This window comes from Bradyrhizobium sp. USDA3516 (genome assembly GCF_057651995.1).
In genome coordinates, this window is record NZ_JBYGYN010000003.1 from 47,564 (window position 1) to 65,475 (window position 17,912).

Annotated in this window: 17 protein-coding genes; 7 read left to right on the forward strand and 10 right to left on the reverse strand. The window is 66.4% G+C overall.

What is annotated here, in order from left to right; genetic code table 11:
• Positions 1–110: 110 nt before the first annotated feature.
• Entirely contained in the window at positions 111–1,316 is a 1,206-nt protein-coding gene (locus tag AC24YW_RS10395) for a CaiB/BaiF CoA transferase family protein (RefSeq protein ID WP_487482645.1), read from the forward strand.
• A gap of 58 nt (positions 1,317–1,374) precedes the next feature.
• Positions 1,375–2,022 carry a glutathione S-transferase family protein gene (locus AC24YW_RS10400; RefSeq protein ID WP_487482646.1) on the forward strand — a complete coding sequence of 216 codons (648 nt, stop codon included), beginning with the start codon at positions 1,375–1,377 and terminating at the stop codon, positions 2,020–2,022.
• A gap of 9 nt (positions 2,023–2,031) precedes the next feature.
• Here AC24YW_RS10400 and AC24YW_RS10405 read toward each other — a convergent pair whose 3' ends face one another.
• The 6 genes from AC24YW_RS10405 to AC24YW_RS10430 all read right to left on the reverse strand — a co-directional run bounded on the left by AC24YW_RS10405 (position 2,032) and on the right by AC24YW_RS10430 (position 7,321).
• The gene (locus AC24YW_RS10405; RefSeq protein WP_487482647.1) at positions 2,032–2,190 is read right to left on the reverse strand and encodes a hypothetical protein; all 159 of its coding nucleotides are present in this window, start codon (positions 2,188–2,190) and stop codon (positions 2,032–2,034) included.
• Positions 2,191–2,227: 37 nt separating this feature from the next.
• Positions 2,228–3,766, reverse strand: coding sequence for a hypothetical protein (locus tag AC24YW_RS10410; protein ID WP_487482648.1), 1,539 nt, complete (start codon positions 3,764–3,766; stop codon positions 2,228–2,230).
• Positions 3,767–3,859: 93 nt separating this feature from the next.
• Positions 3,860–4,855 carry a hypothetical protein gene (locus AC24YW_RS10415; protein ID WP_487483291.1) on the reverse strand — a complete coding sequence of 332 codons (996 nt, stop codon included), beginning with the start codon at positions 4,853–4,855 and terminating at the stop codon, positions 3,860–3,862.
• Between the two features lie 328 nt (positions 4,856–5,183).
• Positions 5,184–5,681 carry a TPM domain-containing protein gene (locus tag AC24YW_RS10420; RefSeq protein WP_487482649.1) on the reverse strand — a complete coding sequence of 166 codons (498 nt, stop codon included), beginning with the start codon at positions 5,679–5,681 and terminating at the stop codon, positions 5,184–5,186.
• Between the two features lie 5 nt (positions 5,682–5,686).
• On the reverse strand, positions 5,687–6,580 hold the full coding sequence (locus AC24YW_RS10425) for a TPM domain-containing protein (RefSeq protein ID WP_487482650.1): 894 nt from the start codon (positions 6,578–6,580) through the stop codon (positions 5,687–5,689).
• A 132-nt stretch (positions 6,581–6,712) separates the two neighbouring features.
• Positions 6,713–7,321, reverse strand: coding sequence for a LemA family protein (locus AC24YW_RS10430; RefSeq protein ID WP_487482651.1), 609 nt, complete (start codon positions 7,319–7,321; stop codon positions 6,713–6,715).
• 143 nt (positions 7,322–7,464) lie between these two features.
• Here AC24YW_RS10430 and AC24YW_RS10435 point away from each other — a divergent pair, with 143 nt between their 5' ends.
• The 3 genes from AC24YW_RS10435 to AC24YW_RS10445 are packed head-to-tail and all read left to right on the forward strand — an operon-like array spanning position 7,465 to position 10,683.
• A complete protein-coding gene (locus tag AC24YW_RS10435) occupies positions 7,465–8,319 on the forward strand; it encodes an enoyl-CoA hydratase (protein ID WP_487482652.1) in 855 nt (284 codons plus the stop codon).
• Positions 8,320–8,324: 5 nt separating this feature from the next.
• Positions 8,325–9,473: an acyl-CoA dehydrogenase family protein gene (locus AC24YW_RS10440; RefSeq protein WP_487482653.1), complete on the forward strand. Its 1,149-nt coding sequence runs from the start codon at positions 8,325–8,327 to the stop codon at positions 9,471–9,473.
• A 13-nt stretch (positions 9,474–9,486) separates the two neighbouring features.
• Positions 9,487–10,683, forward strand: a complete 1,197-nt coding sequence (locus tag AC24YW_RS10445; protein ID WP_487482654.1) for an acyl-CoA dehydrogenase family protein — start codon at positions 9,487–9,489, stop codon at positions 10,681–10,683.
• Positions 10,684–10,837: 154 nt separating this feature from the next.
• On the opposite strand, the gene AC24YW_RS10450 is transcribed toward AC24YW_RS10445, so the two are convergent.
• From AC24YW_RS10450 to AC24YW_RS10465, 4 genes are all read right to left on the reverse strand, one after another.
• Positions 10,838–13,162 (reverse strand): xanthine dehydrogenase family protein molybdopterin-binding subunit, encoded by a 2,325-nt coding sequence (locus tag AC24YW_RS10450; RefSeq protein ID WP_487482655.1) that lies wholly within the window; start codon positions 13,160–13,162, stop codon positions 10,838–10,840.
• Positions 13,163–13,288: 126 nt separating this feature from the next.
• The gene (locus AC24YW_RS10455) at positions 13,289–14,404 is read right to left on the reverse strand and encodes a S1C family serine protease (RefSeq protein ID WP_487482656.1); all 1,116 of its coding nucleotides are present in this window, start codon (positions 14,402–14,404) and stop codon (positions 13,289–13,291) included.
• Between the two features lie 163 nt (positions 14,405–14,567).
• Positions 14,568–15,443 (reverse strand): dihydrodipicolinate synthase family protein, encoded by an 876-nt coding sequence (locus AC24YW_RS10460; protein ID WP_487482657.1) that lies wholly within the window; start codon positions 15,441–15,443, stop codon positions 14,568–14,570.
• Between the two features lie 63 nt (positions 15,444–15,506).
• Positions 15,507–16,472: a VOC family protein gene (locus tag AC24YW_RS10465; protein WP_487482658.1), complete on the reverse strand. Its 966-nt coding sequence runs from the start codon at positions 16,470–16,472 to the stop codon at positions 15,507–15,509.
• 193 nt (positions 16,473–16,665) lie between these two features.
• Between AC24YW_RS10465 and AC24YW_RS10470 the strand changes: the two genes are divergently transcribed.
• Together AC24YW_RS10470 and AC24YW_RS10475 are read left to right on the forward strand one after the other, a co-directional pair.
• A complete protein-coding gene (locus AC24YW_RS10470) occupies positions 16,666–17,532 on the forward strand; it encodes a S1C family serine protease (protein ID WP_487482659.1) in 867 nt (288 codons plus the stop codon).
• Entirely contained in the window at positions 17,529–17,900 is a 372-nt protein-coding gene (locus AC24YW_RS10475; RefSeq protein ID WP_487482660.1) for a response regulator transcription factor, read from the forward strand. The genes AC24YW_RS10470 and AC24YW_RS10475 overlap by 4 nt, the downstream gene beginning before the upstream one ends.
• Positions 17,901–17,912 lie beyond the last annotated feature (12 nt).

Sequence of the window (17,912 nt, forward strand, 5' to 3'; positions counted from 1 at the left end):
TGCGCCAGGCGCCGTTGCATCCCGGCAAAACATCGGTCTAATGCTCTCACTACCTGCCCGCGCCAATTCCAGCGCGCGGGAAACGACTGAAGCGAGGGAGCGACGCCGCGATGGAGAAGGGCATTTTTGCAGGCCTGAAGGTGCTGGACTGCGCGAGCTTCATCGCAGCGCCTGCGGCCGCGACCGTGCTGTCGGATTTCGGCGCCGACGTCATCAAGATCGAGCCGCCCGGCACTGGCGACCCCTATCGCAACCTGCCGAACCTGCCGGGCTATCCCTCAGGCGAGCACAATTTCGCCTGGCTGCTGGAGGCGCGCAACAAGAAGAGCATCGCGCTCGACCTGTCCAAGCCGGAAGCGCAAGCCGTGCTCTACAAGCTGGTGGCGGAGGCCGACGTCTTCATCACCAACATGCCGCCGCCGGTGCGCGCCAAGCTCGGCATCACCTATGACCATCTCGCTCATCTCAACGACCGGCTGATCTACGCCTCCTTCACCGGCTATGGCGAGAAAGGCGAGGAGGCCAACAAACCCGGCTTCGACAGCAACGCCTATTGGGCACGCTCCGGCCTGATGGACCTCGTCCGCGCCGACACCGACACCACGCCGGCCCGCTCGGTCGCGGGCATGGGTGACCATCCCTGCGCCATGGCGTTCTACGGCGCGATCGTCACCGCGCTGTATCAGCGCGAGAAGACCGGCAAGGGCTCGCATGTCGCATCCAATCTGATGGCGAACGGGGTGTGGGCGGCGAGCGTGCTGGCGCAGGCAAAACTCTGCGGCGCCAAGTTCGGCGAGCGGCGTCCGCGCGAGCGCGCGCTGAACGCGGTCGCCAATCACTATCAATGCAAGGACGGCCGCTGGCTGATCCTGTCGCTGCTCAACGAAGAGAAGCAGTTTCCGACGCTGGCCAAATGCCTGGGCCGTGAGGATCTGATCAACGATCCCCGCTTCGTCACCAAGGCCGACCGTCACGCCCGCTCGGTCGAGCTGATCAGGATTTTGGACGAGACCTTTGCCACCAGGGATCTCGCCGAATGGCGCAAGATCCTCGACGGCAACGGCCTCGTGTTCGGCGTCGTCGCCATCCTGGACGACATCCCAAACGACAAGCAGATGCTCGACAACGAGGTGCTGGTGCCGTTCGAGAACGACACCATGCTGACGATCAACAGCCCGATCTGGATCGACGGCGCCAAGAAGGTGCAGCCGCGCAAGCCGCCGGCCGTCGGCGAGCACAGTGACGAGATTTTGCGCGGGGCGGGATACGACGAGGCGACGATCAAGCAGCTGCGGGGGTCGGGAGCGGTCGGTTAGAAGCGCGCTCTAACCGATCAAACCATACTCATCGCAACATCACGCTTCGCGAGGTCCCATGCCCAGCTACCGCCTGCACTACTTCCCTGAATCCGGCAACAGCTACAAGCTGGCGCTGATGCTGACGCTTTGCGGCGAGACGTTCGAGCCGGTCTGGACCGATTTTGCCGGCGGCGTCACGCGCACGGCGGAGTGGCGCAACGCCGTCAACGAGATGGGCGAGATTCCCGTGCTCGAAATCGACGGCGTGAAAATGACGCAGACCGCGCCGCTGCTGCTGAAACTGGCCGAGCAATACGGCCGCTTCGGCGCCGAGACGGAGGACGAGAAGTTCGAGCTGCTGCGCTGGCTGTTCTGGGACAACCACAAGCTCACAGGCTACATGGCGACCTACCGCTTCATGCGCGCTTTCACCGAGAAGAACGACCCGCAGGTGCTGAAGCATTTCCGCCGGCGGCTCGAGGACTTTCTCGGTATCCTCGACGGTCATCTCCAGCACAATGATTTCGCGATCGGCGCCAGGCCGACAGTCGCGGACATCTCGATGATGGCCTATCTGCATTATCCGAGCGACGAGCACGGCTTCGATTTCGCGTCGAGCCATCCCGCCATCCATGCCTGGCTCGGCCGCATGGCCGCGCTGCCGGGCTGGAAGCCGGCCTACGAGCTGCTGCCCGGCAAACGGATGACGAACTACGCGACGTGAGGACTCCGATCACCTCAGCCCCAGCCAGCCGAGCGTGAACAGAATGCCACCGATGATGACGGCCACCGCAACCGCCCAGATGCTGACGCGGGTGCTGCCGGTCACCTGCTTGGCTTCCTCGTTGCGCGCGATCTCGCGATTGCGCGCCTTGTTGCCCGTATCCGTCATGAATCATCCAAATCGCTTGTTGGCTCTATCTCACGCGCTAACGCGTTTTGATGAAGCACATGCCGATGCGGCGCGAGGTCGCGGCGGCCTGGCAGGTCAGACCGCTGGCACAGCTCCATGACGTAAAACTCCTGTCCGGCGTTCCCGATCCCGGATCTTGCAGGGAACAATGCGCCCCCCAGCCGTCCTGATATTCGCTGCCGGCCAGCTCGCGACTGCCGCGGGTCTGTGGCCGGCTGGCAAATCCGCGTGAGAAATCAGGGGTTTTTCCGGCCGCGAACGCGGTCAGGATGTCGCGGCGGCGGAGCTGGTCGCCGAAGAAATGCGGCGAGGCCGCCACGATGGCGGCATTCGACGGCCTGTCCGCGAGCCAATCGACGCCCGGGAAATGGAAGCCGCCGATGCCGCGGGTCTGGTGACAGCCGGCGCAGGTGATGTCGTTGAGGCGACGTTGGAAGCCTGCGACCGAACGGACATTCTGCATGTCGAGGCCGCGGGCCGCCGCCTGCTTCAGCGCGCCGACCACGTCATTGTCGGTGAAGACGGGATCGCCTTTGCCCTCCCCCTGCATCAAGCCGAACTCCGGCTGCAACGCCGAGGCGTCGAGGCCGGCGGGCGTCGGCACAATTGCGGCCCTGGCCAGGAATTTCTCCGGGATCAGCAAGGTGCCGCGGTCGAACGCGCGCAAGTTCTCGGGCGCGAGCAGCCAGGCCTTGAAGTCGCGCCGCAGCGCTTCGTCGGCAACAATGCGGTCGCGGTCGATCTGGTTCTCCAGCGTGGATTCCTCGAACGTGCTGGTGGCGGCATCGTACTTGAACACCTTGAGAAGATAGTCGGAGCGGAAATCGTGCAGCGCCGATTTCGGCGCGACCGAGACCTGGATATTGGTCTCGATGCTGTCGAGCATGGCGTCGTCGGGCGGGGCGCGACTGCCGATCAAGCCCTGCCAGTCGCCATTGTCGAGCCAGCGCCGCGCGATCTCGGCGCAGCTGATTGACTTGCCGTTCGCATCCGTCTGGCGCGCATCGCGCGCCTTCATCACGAGGTTGAACGTCATCGGCAGGCGCGTTGCGGTCTTGCCGCCATCCGGCCCGTTGTCGAACCGCGCGAGCCGAAAGATCAGCCGGATCTCGCCGCAGGATTCTTCCGAGACATAGGCTCGGTCCATGCGATTGACGATGCCGGCCAGCACGAACCGCGCCTGGCGCGATTTCAGATTGGCCCGATCGAACAATTGCGCATCGAAACCCTCGCCGACGCCGATGGTCTCGCCCGGATAGGTCGCGTTGTACCAGGCGATATAGCGGTCGAATTCCGCATCGATCGCGGGCAGTATCCGTTTCAACTGCGGCAGCGAGGCGAACATCGGCTCGGTGGTGAGCGGAACGTCCGAATTCTGCTCCGGCGACACAAGACGCGAGATCGTCAGCGTGTTGTTCTGGTCGAGCTTGCGCAGGAGAGCGGGATCGGTGACCGCGGTGCCGCGCGTCAGCGCGGCATTCTCCGCTGCGACGAGCGAAACCACACCGCCCAGCAACGCGGCGGCAGCAACGAGAATTCGCAAGGCGCGGCCCATGCCTGAGGTAACACCGCGAGGGGACGCCTATTCAAGCAAAAAGGCGCCTCACATCGCGGTGAAGCGCCTCTTCGAAAGTCGGACATCGGACGCTCAGCGTCCGGTGATCAGCCCCCTCGAGGTGACGACCACCCAGCGGCCATCCTGGCGGCGGATCGCATCGACACGGCCGACGCCGGGGATGGGGTCGCCGGGATAGACCTCGTAGAGGCCGTCGCGGCCCTCGATCAGCGCGCCGCCATTGCCGGCGCTGCGCAGCCGCCAGCCTTCGATCGTCGGCAGGCGCCCGACCTCGGTCTTGGGAGCTGCGGGCGCCGGGACCGGTGCGGCCGCCGCGGTCGCGACCTGTGTCGGAGCGATCGAGCCGGTGGTCTCCTTGGGCGCCGCTGCTGCGGCCTGCGCGGGCGCGGCGGGCGGCGTGGCGCGGAGCTTGTCGACGGTCTCGGACAGCTTTGCGATCCTGGCCAGCGGCTCGGCCTGCGCCTTCTCGAGCTTGTCCAGCCGGTCGTTGGCCCGGTTGAACTGGGTGAGGCCGGTCTTCGAGCTCTGCTCGACATTGGCCTTCAGTGCGACAAGGTCGGCATCGATCCGCGCGACGGACGCATCCAGCGCGCTGGTGTCGGCGACCTGGACCGGAGCCGGGGCGGGTGCGGCGAAACGCATCATGCCGGCGGTCGCGAGCGCGCCGCTGATCGCGCCGACGCTGGCGGCAATCGCCACCACCGCGGCCATCGCCGACAGGCGGCGCTTGCTGCCGGCCTCGCGCGGCTCGTCCGCCTTCCCATGCGGAGCGAACTCCTCGCGCTCCCAGGCACGGTCGACGGGCGGCATGACGATCAGCTTGCCGTGCTTCGGCTCGGGCTTCGCCTCGGTCTTGGCGTCAGTCTTGGTCTCAGTCTTGGCCCCAAACTTCGGTGCTTCGATCCGCGGCGGCTCAATCTTCGGGGCTTCCGCCTTGACCGGATCCGGTTTGGGCGGCGCTTCGTGGTCGGGGGCGATCGAGGGGGCCTCGATACCGGCGGCAGCCTCGACGGCCTGCGGCGCCGCGGCGTCGATGGCAGCGGCGTCCTGGGCAGCCTGCTCGGGCATTGGTTCGCTCACGGTTCAAATACTCCAGTCTCGGTTGACCTTTTGGTAACTTTCATTGCTTGCGAAATCCTTACCTCGGGACCCGCTTACCGAAATTTTAGGAATTCATCCGGGGCCGAATTGGGCCGGGAAAATGGAACCGGTGTGGCGGGCGTGAAACAGTTTGTAACCGGGGGAAGATGAACAGGGGCGGAATGGGGGCACAACGCACTCCCCTCCCCGATATTGCGAGCGGAGCGAAGCAATCCAGGATCCCTCCGCGGGGATAGTATGATTGCTTCGTCGCAAGAGCTCCTCGCAATGACGGAGCGCGCAGCGCGCGCTCCGTTCACATCACGACCGGAGCATCCGGCAGCTCGTTCGCATGCGGCCCCTGCTTCGGAAAATGCTTTGCCAGCTCGCGCGAGACGGCCTCGATGCCATGGATCACGCCGCGTTCGAACCGGCCCGATCTGAACTCGGCCTCCATCGCGCGGCAGATCGTCTCCCAACCCTCGGCGCCGACCTTCGCGTCGATGCCGCGATCGGCGATAATCTCGACGTCGCGGTCGGCGAGCAGGAGATAGATCAGAACGCCATTGTCGTGGGCGGTGTCCCAGATACGCAAGTGCGAGAACACATCGAGCGCGCGCGCGCGGGCCGGCTGGTTGCGGAACAGCGGACCGCCGTCGAGCGCCCCTTCAACGACGAAGCGGATCTGGCCGGAATGGGTGGCTTCGGCGCGCTTGATCGCCTGCTCGATGCGGTCGAGCACGGTTTGCGGGAAAATCTGCTTCGCCCGCCAATGATGCTGCACGAGATGTCGGGCGATGCGCTTGATGCTCATGATCGCTACCAGCTCCCCGAGGCGCCGCCGCCGCCGAAACTGCCCCCGCCGCCGCTGAAGCCGCCGCTACTCGACGATCCGCTGCTCCAGCCGCCGGAGGAGCCGCTCGACCATGAGCCGCCGCGCGAACGGCCCGTGCCCGGCGTGATCGCCGAAAACAGATCGGCGATGAATCCGACGATGAAGCCGAGGATGCCGACAGCTGCCGCGAGCGCCGCAGAGCCGAGAATGAGCCAGGTCACGGCTGCGATGATGCCGCCGGTCACCAATGATCCGAGCAGCCGCCCCAGGATCGCGCGAAAAAACCCGCCGACGCCGATCGAGGCGAACAGCGCCACCGCAAACACCGGCGCCAGATCATCCAGATTGGTATGGGCGAAGTTGACGGTGCGCGAGGGTGACGGCAGCGGCTCGCCGTCGATCACCCGCATCATGCGGTCGACGCCTGCGCTAATGCCCGCGGCGAAATCGCCGCTCCTGAACTTGGGAGTGATAGCCTCGTCGATGATGCGCCGGGAGGTGACGTCGGTGAGCGCGCCTTCGAGGCCGTAGCCGACCTCGATGCGCAAATGCCGGTCGTTCTTGGCGACGACCAGGATCGCGCCGTCGTCGACCTTCTTGCGCCCGATCTTCCAGGCCTCCGCGACCCGGATCGAGAATTGCTCGATCGTCTCCGGCTGCGTGGTCGGGACGATCAGGACGGCGATCTGGCTGCCCTTGCGGTTCTCGAAGTCGCGCAGCTTTTGCGTGAGCGTGGCGATGTCGCTGCTGGAGAGCGTGCCGGTCTGATCGACGACGCGGCCGGTGAGCTCCGGGACGGCGACGTCGGCGTGGGCGGGGAAGGCAAAGGCGAGGAGGAGTGCGACGGCGAGGACCAATGCGGCGACCATCGCTGTCATCGCTCGCGCAGGCGGGCGATCCAGTATTCCAGAGGCCGCGGTGCTCGCGCCGTGAAGCCGCGGCGTACTGGATTCCCCGCCTTCGCGGGGAATGACAGTGGTGGGTGGGACGCGCATCGGGGCCGAACGCGACTACTTCGACGGCGACGGTGCCGGATTGAAGTCCACCTTCGGCGCGGTCGAGATCGCCTTCTCGTTCTCGACCGAGAAATTCGGCTTCTCCTTGTAACCGAACATCATCGCTGTGAGATTGGTCGGGAACGAGCGGACGGTGACGTTATAGTCCTGCACCGCCTTGATGTAGCGGTTGCGCGCCACCGTGATGCGGTTCTCGGTGCCCTCGAGCTGCGACATCAGATCCTTGAACAGGGCGTCCGACTTCAGCTGCGGATAGTTCTCGGTGACGACCAGCAGACGCGACAGCGCGCTGGAAAGCTCGCCCTGCGCGGCCTGGAACTTCTGGAACGCGGCGGGATCGTTCAGCACCTCCGGCGTCGCCTGGATGCTGCCGACCTTGGCGCGTGCATTGGTGACGCCGAGCAGCACGTCCTTTTCCTGCTGCGCGAAGCCCTTCACCGAGTTGACGAGATTGGGCACGAGATCGGCGCGGCGCTGATACTGGTTCACGACCTCGGACCAGTTGGCCTTGATCTGCTCGTCCTCGCTCTGGATCGCGTTGTAGCCGCAATTGGTCAGGCTCAGCGAGGCCAGCGCCGCCAGCACGGTCAGGATCTTGCGCATCAAATTTCTCCCGGTGGAATCCGGCGCAAACTATCAGATTGCGCGCCTGAGAAAAGCAGCAGGCTGACGCAAGCCTCTTGCCTCGCACCGGCCGACATAGTCAACTCCGGCGAAACAAAAGCGGAAACGCCAGGGGGAACGCGATGTCCTCGTTCGAGACCATCCTCGTGGAACGGCCGGAGCCGGCGATCGTCCGTGTCGTGATGAACCGGCCCGAGGCGCGCAACGCGCAGAACCTGCAAATGACCTACGACCTCAACGCCGCTTTCGATGCCGCGGTGCAGGACGATGCGGTCAAGGTGATCATTCTCGCCGGCAACGGCCCGCACTTCTCCTCCGGCCATGACCTGCGCCCCGGAGACAAAAATACCGCAGGGGTCGATTTCCCGCCGATCGGAAATTGGGGCGGCTTTGCCGAGCCGAATGCTCACGGACGCTTCGCGCGCGAGCAGGAAATTTATCTCCAGATCACCCGGCGCTGGCGCAATCTGGCAAAACCCACCATTGCCGAGGTGCACGGCAAGTGCATCGCCGGCGGGCTGATGCTGGCCTGGGCCTGCGACCTCATCATCGCCAGCGACGATGCGCAGTTCTGCGATCCCGTCGTCACCATGGGTGTGTGCGGCGTCGAATGGTTCGTGCATCCCTGGGAGCTGGGGCCGCGCAAGGCCAAGGAGTTCCTGTTCACCGCCGACAGCTGGAGCGCCGAGGAGGCGCACCAGCTCGGCATGGTCAACCAAATCGTGCCGCGCGCCGAGCTCTCGTCGCGCGTGCTGGAGCTGGCGCGAAGGATCGCGACAAAACCGTCCTTTGCGTTGAAGCTGACCAAGGAGGCGGTCAACCGCTCGGTGGACGTCATGGGCCAGCCGGCAGCGATCGACCAGGCCTTCGCGCTGCATCAGCTCTGCCACGCACACAATCTCCAGGAGTTCGGCATGATCGTCGATCCATCCGGCCTGCATCCGTCCGTGCGCAAGCCGCCGGCCGCCGCGGAGTAGATGCGATGGATCTCAATCTCAGTGACGAGCAAAAGTTGCTGCGCGAGAGCGCGGAACGATTCGTGGCCGAAAGCTACGATGCCGAGCACCGCCGCAAGATGGTGAGCGACCCGCTCGGCTTCAGCCCGGCCGTCTGGAAGCAATTCGCCGAGCTCGGCTGGCTGGCGCTGCCGCTTCCCGAAGAGTTCGGCGGGCTCGGCGGCGGCGCGGTCGACATCGGCATCCTGATGGAGGCCTTCGGCCGGGGCCTCGTGTCGGAACCCTATGTCGCAACAATCGTGCTCGGGGCCGCGCTGATCGCCAGATGCGGTACCACCGAGCAGAAGCAGGCGAGCCTGTCCAAGGTGGCGGAAGGATCACTGAAGCTTGCGCTCGCGCATTCGGAGCGCGCGGCCCGGTTCGATCTTGCCAAGGTCACGACCAGCGCCGACAAGACGGGACAAGGCTGGCGCCTGTCCGGCAGCAAGATCGCCATACTCGACGGACATGCCGCGGACGCGATCATCGTCTCCGCTCATATCCACGATCATCGGGGCCCCTCGGGGCGGATCGGCCTGTTCCTGGCGCAGGCGACGACGCCGGGTCTCGTCATCAGCGATTATCCACGTCTCGGCGGCGGACGGGCCTGCAACATCGAGCTGTTCGATGTGCATCTGCCGGAAGACGCCCTGCTCGGCGACGGCAGCGATGCCGTACCCGCGATCGAATGGGCGATCGATCGCGCCATGGCCGCGCTCGGCGCCGAAGCTGTCGGCATCATGCAGACGCTGCTCGACACCACGCTCGACTACACCAAGATCCGAAAACAATTCGGCCGGCCGCTCTCCGCCAACCAGGTCATCCGCCATCGCCTCGCCGACATGGCGATGCAGGTGGACGAGGCGCGCTCGATGGCGCTGCGGGCTGCGCTAATGGCCGATAGCACGCGGATCGAGCGTGCCCGGGCGGCGTCGGGCGCGAAGGCGAAGATCGGCAAATGCGCGCGCTTCGTCGGCGAGCAGTCGATCCAGCTCCATGGCGGCATGGGCGTCACCGAGGAGCTCGAGGTCGGCGCCTATTTCAAGCGGCTCGTCGCCTTCGACACGCTGTTCGGCGGCAGCGCGCATCACTATGCCCGCCACGCCGAGCTGGGCCGCAGGGCCGTCTCGGCTTAACAAGGAGCGCATCATGGACCTGTCGTTCAATGCCGAGGAGCGCGCCTTCCAGGAAGAGGTGCGCGGATTCATAGCCAGGAACCTCACCGAGGAGATGAAGCGCGCGACGGCGCTGACGCCGTCGGTGTTCTCCGACCCTGACATCGGCAAGGCCTGGCAACGCGCGCTGCACAGGCAAGGCTGGGGAGCGCCGGGCTGGCCGGTCGAATATGGCGGCCCCGACTGGACGCCGGCACAGCGCTGGATCTTCGAAACCGAATGCGCCCGCGCCGGCGTGCCCAACGTCAACGTAATGGGCGTGAAGATGGTCGGGCCGGTCATCATCGGCTTCGGCAGCCCCGAGCAGAAGAATTTCTACCTGCCGCGGATTCTCTCCGGCGAGGATTATTGGTGCCAGGGCTATTCCGAGCCGGGGTCCGGCTCAGATCTGTCGTCCCTCAAGACGCGCGCGGTGCGCGACGGCGACGACTACATCATCAACGGCACCAAGATCTGGACCACCCACGCGCATCACGCCAACCGCATGTTCGCGCTGGTGCGCACCAGCGACGGGCCGCGGCAGCAGGACGGCATCAGCTTCATCCTGATCGACATGAAGACGCCGGGCATCACCATCCGTCCCATCCTCACCATCGGCGGCGACCACGAGGTCAACCAGGTGTTCTTCGACGACGTCCGCGTGCCCGTCGCCAACCGCGTCGGTGAGGAAGGCAAGGGCTGGACCTACGGCAAATATCTGCTCGAGTTCGAGCGCGGCGCGGGCATCGCCTCGGCCAAGCTGCGCGAAGGATTGAAGGCGATTGCCGATCTTGCCGAGTCCGACCTCACGGGCCGGGCGATCGACAGCCCCGACATCGCAACGCGGATCTCGGAGGTCGAGGTCGATATCGACGCGCTGGAGATGACGGAGCTGCGCGTGCTCTCGGCACTGCAGACCGGCCAAAATCCCGGCGCGGTGTCGTCGATCCTGAAGCTGCGCAACAGCGAGATCCGCCAGGCCGTGACGCGGTTAGGGGCCGACGTGATCGGCCACGACGCCCTCGCCGTCGAGCCGATGCGACCGCTCTACAAGCTCAACCACGAGCCGGCGACGCCTGAGGAGATGCTGACGGTGATGCCGGAATATCTCAACGGCCGCGCCTACACCATCTTCGGCGGCACCTCGGAGATCCAGCGCGACATCATCGCGAAGATGATGCTGGGGATTTGAGGGCCGCGACTCTCTCCTTCGTCATTGCGAGGAGCCCTTGCGACGAAGCAATCCAGAATCCTCCACGGATGGACTCTGGATTGCTTCGCGGAGCCTGTCATCGGGCCGCGCTCGGCGCGGACCCGGTGGCTCGCAATGACGGTGCCGTTGAAGGCTACCCCGCCGCCTTCGCGTCCCGGATCGCCTGCCAGATCTTCTGCGGCGTCAGGGGCGTGTTGAGCTGGGTGATGCCGAGCTCGGCGAGCGCGTCCATCACGCCGTTGGTGACGCAGGGCGGGCCACCGATGGCGCCGGATTCGCCGCAGCCCTTGGCGCCGAGCGGATTGGTGCGGCAGGGCGCGGAATCGTCCAGCGTGACCACGATCGGCGGCACGTCGTCGGCGCGCGGGATGCAGTAATCCTGGTAGCTCGCGGTCAGCAGCTGGCCGTCGGCATCATACGACACGCCTTCATACAGCGCCTGGCCGATGCCCTGCGCGACGCCGCCATGGATCTGCCCCGTGACCAGCATCGGGTTCACGGCGACACCGACGTCATCGACCGTGGTGTAGCGCACGACCTTGGAGACGCCGGTCTCGGGGTCGATCTCGACCTCGCAAATATGCGTGCCGTTCGGCCAGCTCGGACCATCGACCTCGCCTTCGGAATCGACGCTGAGCTTGGCGCCGCTCTCCTTCTCGGCGAGATCGAACAGGCTGATGCGGCGGTCGGTGCCGACCACGGTGAGCATGCCGCCCTGGTACTCGATGTCCTCGACCGAGGTCTCCAGCACGTTCGCCGCCTTCTCGCGCGCCTTCTGGATCAGATCGTTGGAGGAGACCGCGACCGCCGTGCCGCCGACGAACAGCGAGCGCGAGCCGACGCTGCCGAAGCCCATCGCAAGATCGGTGTCACCCTGCACGACGTCGATCTTGTCCATGGGAATGCCGAGCGTGTCGGAGATCATCTGGGTGTAGGTGGTCTGCAGCCCCTGCCCCATCGCCATGGTGCCGGAATGCAGCACGACGCGGCCTTGCGAAGTCGCCTGCAGCGTAACCTTCTCGGTGTGGGCGCGGCCGCCGGTCCACTCGATGTAGGAGGTGAGCCCGCGGCCGTAGAGCAGGCCCTTCTTCTTCGCCGCCTTCTTGCGCGCGGCAAAGCCGTCCCAGTCGGCAAGCTTCACGGCGCGGTCGAGCATGTGCGCGAAGGCGCCGGAATCGTAGACCTGGCCGGCCGCATTGGTGTAGGGCAGCTGCGCCGGCTTGATGTAATTGGCTTTGCGGATCGCGCGCGGGTCCATGCCGATCTTGCGTGCGGCGGCGTCGAACAGGCGCTCGACGATGAAGACGGCTTCGGGACGGCCGGCGCCGCGATAGGCCCCGACCGGCGCGGTGTGGGTCATCACCGTCTTCACCTCGAAATGCACCAGCGGCAGGTCGTAGACGCCGGTCTGCACGAACGGCCCGAGCACCAGCGGGATGATGTTGGCCGCGCCCGAGGAATAGGCCCCGGTGCAGCCGATCGACTTGACGCGATAGGCCAGCACCTTGCCCTTCTCGTCCAGCGCGAACGACGCCGTGGAGGTGAGATCGCGGCCGTGGGTGCCGCCGACGAACTCGTCGGTGCGGTCGCCGCGCCAGCGGATCTTCTTGTTCAGCTTGGTCGCGGCATAGGCAACGATGCCGTCTTCCGGATAGAGGTTGGTCTTCTGGCCGAAGCCGCCGCCGATGTCGCCGACCAGCACGCGGATGCTGTCCTTGGGACGCTTGAGCACGGCTTCCGCCAGCACGTCGCGGGTCGAGGCCGGGGTCTGCGACTGCACGTGCAACAGGAGACGGCCGGACGTCTTGTCGATCTCGGCGATGGTCGAGCGCGGCTCCATCGCGGACGGAACGAGGCGCTGGCTGACGATATCGAGCTCGACGGTGTGCGCGGCCTTGGCAAAGGCCTCGTCGACCTTGGCTGCATCGCCGTAAGCCATCGCGCCGACGATGTTGTCGGGCGCCTCCGGCCACACCACGGGCGCGCCGGACTTTGCCGCCTCGACCGGATCGACCACCGCGGGCAGCACGTCGTATTCGACCGCGATCGCCTCGGCCGCGCTCTGCGCCTCCACGCGCGATGAAGCCACCACCGCGGCCACGGCCTCGCCGGCATAGCGCACGACCTCGTGGGCGAGCAGCCGGCGCGGCGGCACGGTCATCGGCTTGCCGTCCGGGCGCTTGAAGATGTTCAGCGTCGGGATGGTGCCGATGTCGTCCTTGACGAGGTCGGCGCCGGTGTAGATCGCGGCAACGCCCGGCATCGAAGCAGCGGCGCTGGTGTCGATCGAGACGATCCTGGCGTGGGCGTGCGGCGAGCGCAGCACGTGCAACCACAGCGCGCCGTCCGCGGGCTTGTCGTCGATGAACTGTCCCTTCCCGGTGAGCAGCCTCTGGTCTTCCAAACGCTTGACGGGCTGCCCCGCTCCGAAACGCAAATTGCCGGGAAGAATGTTCATTCCGCTGTATCCTCGAGATCCGGAAAAACGACCGCGGCGGTTTTAACCGATTTTGCGCGCCAGACAACCGAGGCCCGGCACATCTGCAATGCGCGTCAAGGCCCCTTGCGAGTTGGAATCGGGCTGCTAGGACCGGTCGATATCGACGATGCCGACATTGACATCGCGGCTGTCCGAGCCGCGCTTGACCGTGAGCCGAACGGTCTTCCCGGCCCCCACCTGCTCCAGCGCATCGGTCAGATCGGAGAGGCGGCGCACCGGCTTGCCCTCGGCCGCGGTGATGATGTCTCCGACCGCGCCCGTCGAAAAGTTGACGCCGCGAATGCCTGCCCGCTCGGCAGGGCTCCCGGGGGCCGTGCGCACCACGATCACCCCCTCGACGCCCAGCCGCGTCGCGACGTCCTCGCCGGCGGCCACGATGCCGATGCCGGGGGTCGGCACCCGGCCGTTGCGGATCAGCTCCGGCACGATCCGGTTCACGACGTCGACCGGCACCGCGAAGCCGATGCCGGCGTTCGATCCGGACGGCGAGATGATCGCCGTCGTGACGCCGATCAGCCGGCCGGCGGAATCCAATAGCGGCCCGCCCGAATTGCCGGGGTTGATCGCGGCATCGGTCTGGATGACGTTGGCGATCTCCCGGCCGCCATGGGTCGGGAGCCGGCGCTTGAGCGCACTGATGATGCCGGAGGTCATCGACTGATCCAGCCCGAAAGGATTGCCGATCGCGAAGGCGGATTGCCCGACTTTCAGGTCGCTCGAACTGCCGAGAGCGATCGGCGCTGGAAGCTGGCGCACGCTGCGGATGCGCAGCACCGCGAGATCGTAATTGGGCGCCGTGCCGACCAGGTCGACCTGGGCCACTTCTCCCGAAGCAAAGCGCACAGCGATCTCGCCGCCGTTGGCGACGACATGATTGTTCGTCACCAGGTGACCGTCGCGGTCCCAGACGAATCCGGTGCCGGAAGCGCCGGCGCCCTGAGCCTCCTCGCCCATGAGGGGACTTGCGAGCGGACTTGCCGCCGACTTGACCGCAACCTGAACGACCGACGGCGACACGCGCTCGAAGATATCGATAGTCGCCTTCTCGCCGTCCGACAGCGGGCCGCGCTGCTCGACGGCACGTGCGGAGGGCGCCGCCCATGGGACAAACGAGCTGGGGACGTGCAGGATCTTCGCGGCCGTGACGGCGAGCAGCAGGGCGGCGAAGGCTGCAGCGGCAATCGCATAGCGACGATTCATTGGGTGATCACCGTGTCTTGTGCTGAATGCGGGCTCTGAGATGCACACGCGTAGGCGACAGAGGCCGCTCACGCGGCAACGTCGCAAACGCACGGAAGTTTCTTAACTGCGCAGGTGGGGGCTCTTTTTGGCTCCCGCACGGGGCATATTGCCGCGTGGCGAGCTATTCCAGCTCGCGCAGCGCCGCTTCCACGATTTTGCGCGCGTCGGCGGTCAGCGGCGCCTGCGGCGGGACGGGGTCGCCGACGTCATAGCCCTGGATCGCAAGGCCGGCCTTGATGCAGGCCGCGAGATTGAAACGGGCAAAGGCCTCGTTGATGCGCCAGAGCCGGCGCTGCAGCGCCATGGCCTCGTCCCAGCGGCCGGCCTTGCCGAGCTCGTAGAGCGTCACGCTCTGGCGCGGGATGATGCAGGCAGGTCCCGCCATCCAGCCGCGGCCGCCGATCAGCATCACCGCGGCCGGAATGTGGGCGGACGCCGAGAACACGCGCAAGGCGTCGCCGCAGCGGTTCATGATCGAGAGCAGCCGTCCGGTGTTGGTCGAGGCATCCTTGATGTAGCCGATGCGCGGATGCTCGGCGAGGCGCGCGATGACGTCGAGCGTGAGATCGGAGCGCTGGAATTGCGGATTGGTGTAGATGACGACGGGAATGTCGACGGCATCGGCGATAGCGCGGAAATAGGATTCGACCTGCGCATCGGCCAGCGGAAAATACGCCTCCAAAATCGCCAGGATGCCGTCGGCCCCACACTTCTGGCAGGCTTTCGCCTGCGCCACCGCATCCGCCGTCGTGGTGGACGCGACGCCGGCGACGACAGGAACGCGCCCCTGTGCGGCCTCACTCGTGGTCTGCACGACCGCCATGCGTTGCGTGGCATTGAGGTAAGCGAATTCGCCGGTCGAGCCCAGCGGCGTCAGCCCGTGCACGCCGGCGCCGATCAGATCGTCGCAGAGTTTTGCGAGCACGTTGGTTCGCACCGTGCCATCGGCATCGATGGGCGAGACGAGGTACGGAAAGACACCGTGGAATTCGGACATGAGGCGCGGATCCCGATCGATTGGTTTGCGTCTGACCGCTATTACCAATGCCGGCGCCGGCGATCAAACCTTGAGCAGACGCACCCGCGTGCCCCAGGGATCGATCGCCTCCACCCCGCCCGCAAGCGCCGTGACTTTCGCTCCGCCCTTGCGCAGCCGTTCTTCCTGCGCGGCGAGCAGCTCCGGCTTCGCCATCATCAGCGAGAACCAGGCGAGACCGGTCGTGGAATCGTCGCGCTGGCCGGCGCCCTGGCTCTGCCAGACGTTCATGCCGAGGTGATGGTGATAGCGGCCCGACGCCAGGAACGCGGCGCCGTTGCGGCGACGGGTCGGGTCGAGGCCGATCGTGCCGTGATAGAAGCGCTCGGCCTGCGCAAGATCGCCGACACGCAGATGCATGTGGCCGATGCGCATTCCATCCGGCGCCTTGGCGTAATCAGGGACGCGCGGATTGGTGAGCGACAACAGGTCGGGAATGTTGAGCTCGTCGGTCGCCATCTTCACGCTGCCCTCGCTCCATTGCCATTGCGAGGGGTCGCGGTCGGCATAGACCTCGATGCCGTTTCCTTCGGGGTCGTCGAGGTAGACGGATTCGGAGACGAGATGATCGGCAAAGCCCGATAACGGCACGCGGTGCGAGGCGGCATGAACCAGCCAGCGCGCCAGATCCTTGCGCGTCGGCATCAGGAAGGCGGTGTGGTAGAGGCCGGCGGCGTTGCGCGGCTCGATCGCGGCATCGGGCCGAGCCTCCAGCACCAGCAGCGTGAGGCCTGATGTGCCGAGCCTGGCCATGGTCGCCGAGCGCTCCATCACGGTGAGCCCGATCACGTCGCGATAATAATCTGCGACCTTGTCGAGGCTCTTCACCCGCAGCGTCACCATGCCGACCCGCATCGGCGTGCGGCTGGCGAAGGTGGGGCCGCCGCCCTGCGCTATGCCCTCGGCACGGGCCGCGGCGGCAGCGGCCATGGCGAGCGAGGAGGCGCCGGCGAGCTGCAGCAGGGTGCGGCGGGTCAAGTCGATGGTCATCAGTCAGGGCTCGCTGGAAATCCTTCAGGCCATATGGCTCCAATTTTGCGATTGCTACACGTTCCCGTGAGGCGCTCCCAATCACATGTTCGTCGGCCGCGGCCCTCCGGGGGCCATCCAGGTCCTGGCCACCCGGCCAGTTTCGCAATCGCCCGCGGCATCCCAGATTGAGGACAACTTACAGGAGCCCGCCATGACTGATCTTAGTCCCCTGTCCTCACTGTCGTCCGCGCTCGCGGACATTGTGGCGCGCACCGCGCCGTCCGTCGTCTCCGTGCATTCGCATCGCGCTCGCGCAACCGGCTTCGTCTGGAAGAGCGGACTGATCATCACCGCCGACGAGGCACTGGCCGACGAGGGCGAGGTCGAGATCGGCCTCGCCGATGGTCGTCGGGTCGCTGCCACGATCGCCGGCCGCGACCACACCACCGACATCGCGCTGCTGCGCACCGAGGCCGCGGCCGCGCCGGTCAAGTTCGCAACGACAGTCCCGCCGCTCGGCGCATTGTCGATCGTGGTCGCCACCAACCGCGAGACGCCGAGCGCGGCGCTCGGAATGGTATCGGCATCCGGCAAGGGCTGGCGTTCCTTGCGCGGCGGCGACATCGACGCGCGGATCGAGCTCGATGTGCGCCTGCGCGGCAGCCAGCAGGGCGGGCTCGCGCTCGAAGCGTCGGGCGAAGCCTTCGGCATGGCCGTGCTCGGCCCGCGCCGCGTGCTGGTGATCCCGACGGCGACGATCGAGCGTGTCGCGCCTGAGCTCGAGGCGCGCGGCCGCATCGCGCGCGGCTATCTCGGTCTCGGGCTGCAGCCGGTACGGCTCGACGACGGCGTCGGTGCGATGGTGATGAATGTCGACAAGGCCGGACCTTCGGCCGCGGCCGGCATCCGCCAGGGCGACGTGATCGTGGCGGTCAACGGCCAGAAGCTGTCGGGCGTGCGCGCGCTGTCGCGGACGCTGGGACCTGCTAGCGTCGGCGTGGTGGTCGACCTCGCCGTGCACCGTGGCGGCGAGCCGGTCAGCTTCAAAGTCATGGTCGGCGAAAGGCCGGAGGCGTGAGCGAAGACAACGCACCGGAGATCGTGCTGTCGCTGGAGATCGACGATGCCGGCCTCGCCGATCGCCTGGCGGCCCTGCTCGGCAATGTCGCCGGGCTTCGCCTCGCCGCGCCCGGCGAGCAGGCCGCCGCGACGATCGTCGCCCGGGATCCGCGCATCAGCCCAGCGGACATCGCGCTGACCCAGCGCGAGCTCGACGTGCTGGCGCTGATGGCCGAGGGCGCTTCCAACAAGATGATCGCGCGGCAGCTCGGCATCTCCGTGCACACCGTGAAATTCCATGTCGGCTCGCTGCTCGACAAGCTGGATGCGACCGGCCGCACGGATGCAGTGGCGCATGCGGCACGGCGCGGCGTGATCGAGCTTTGACGGCACCGCGCC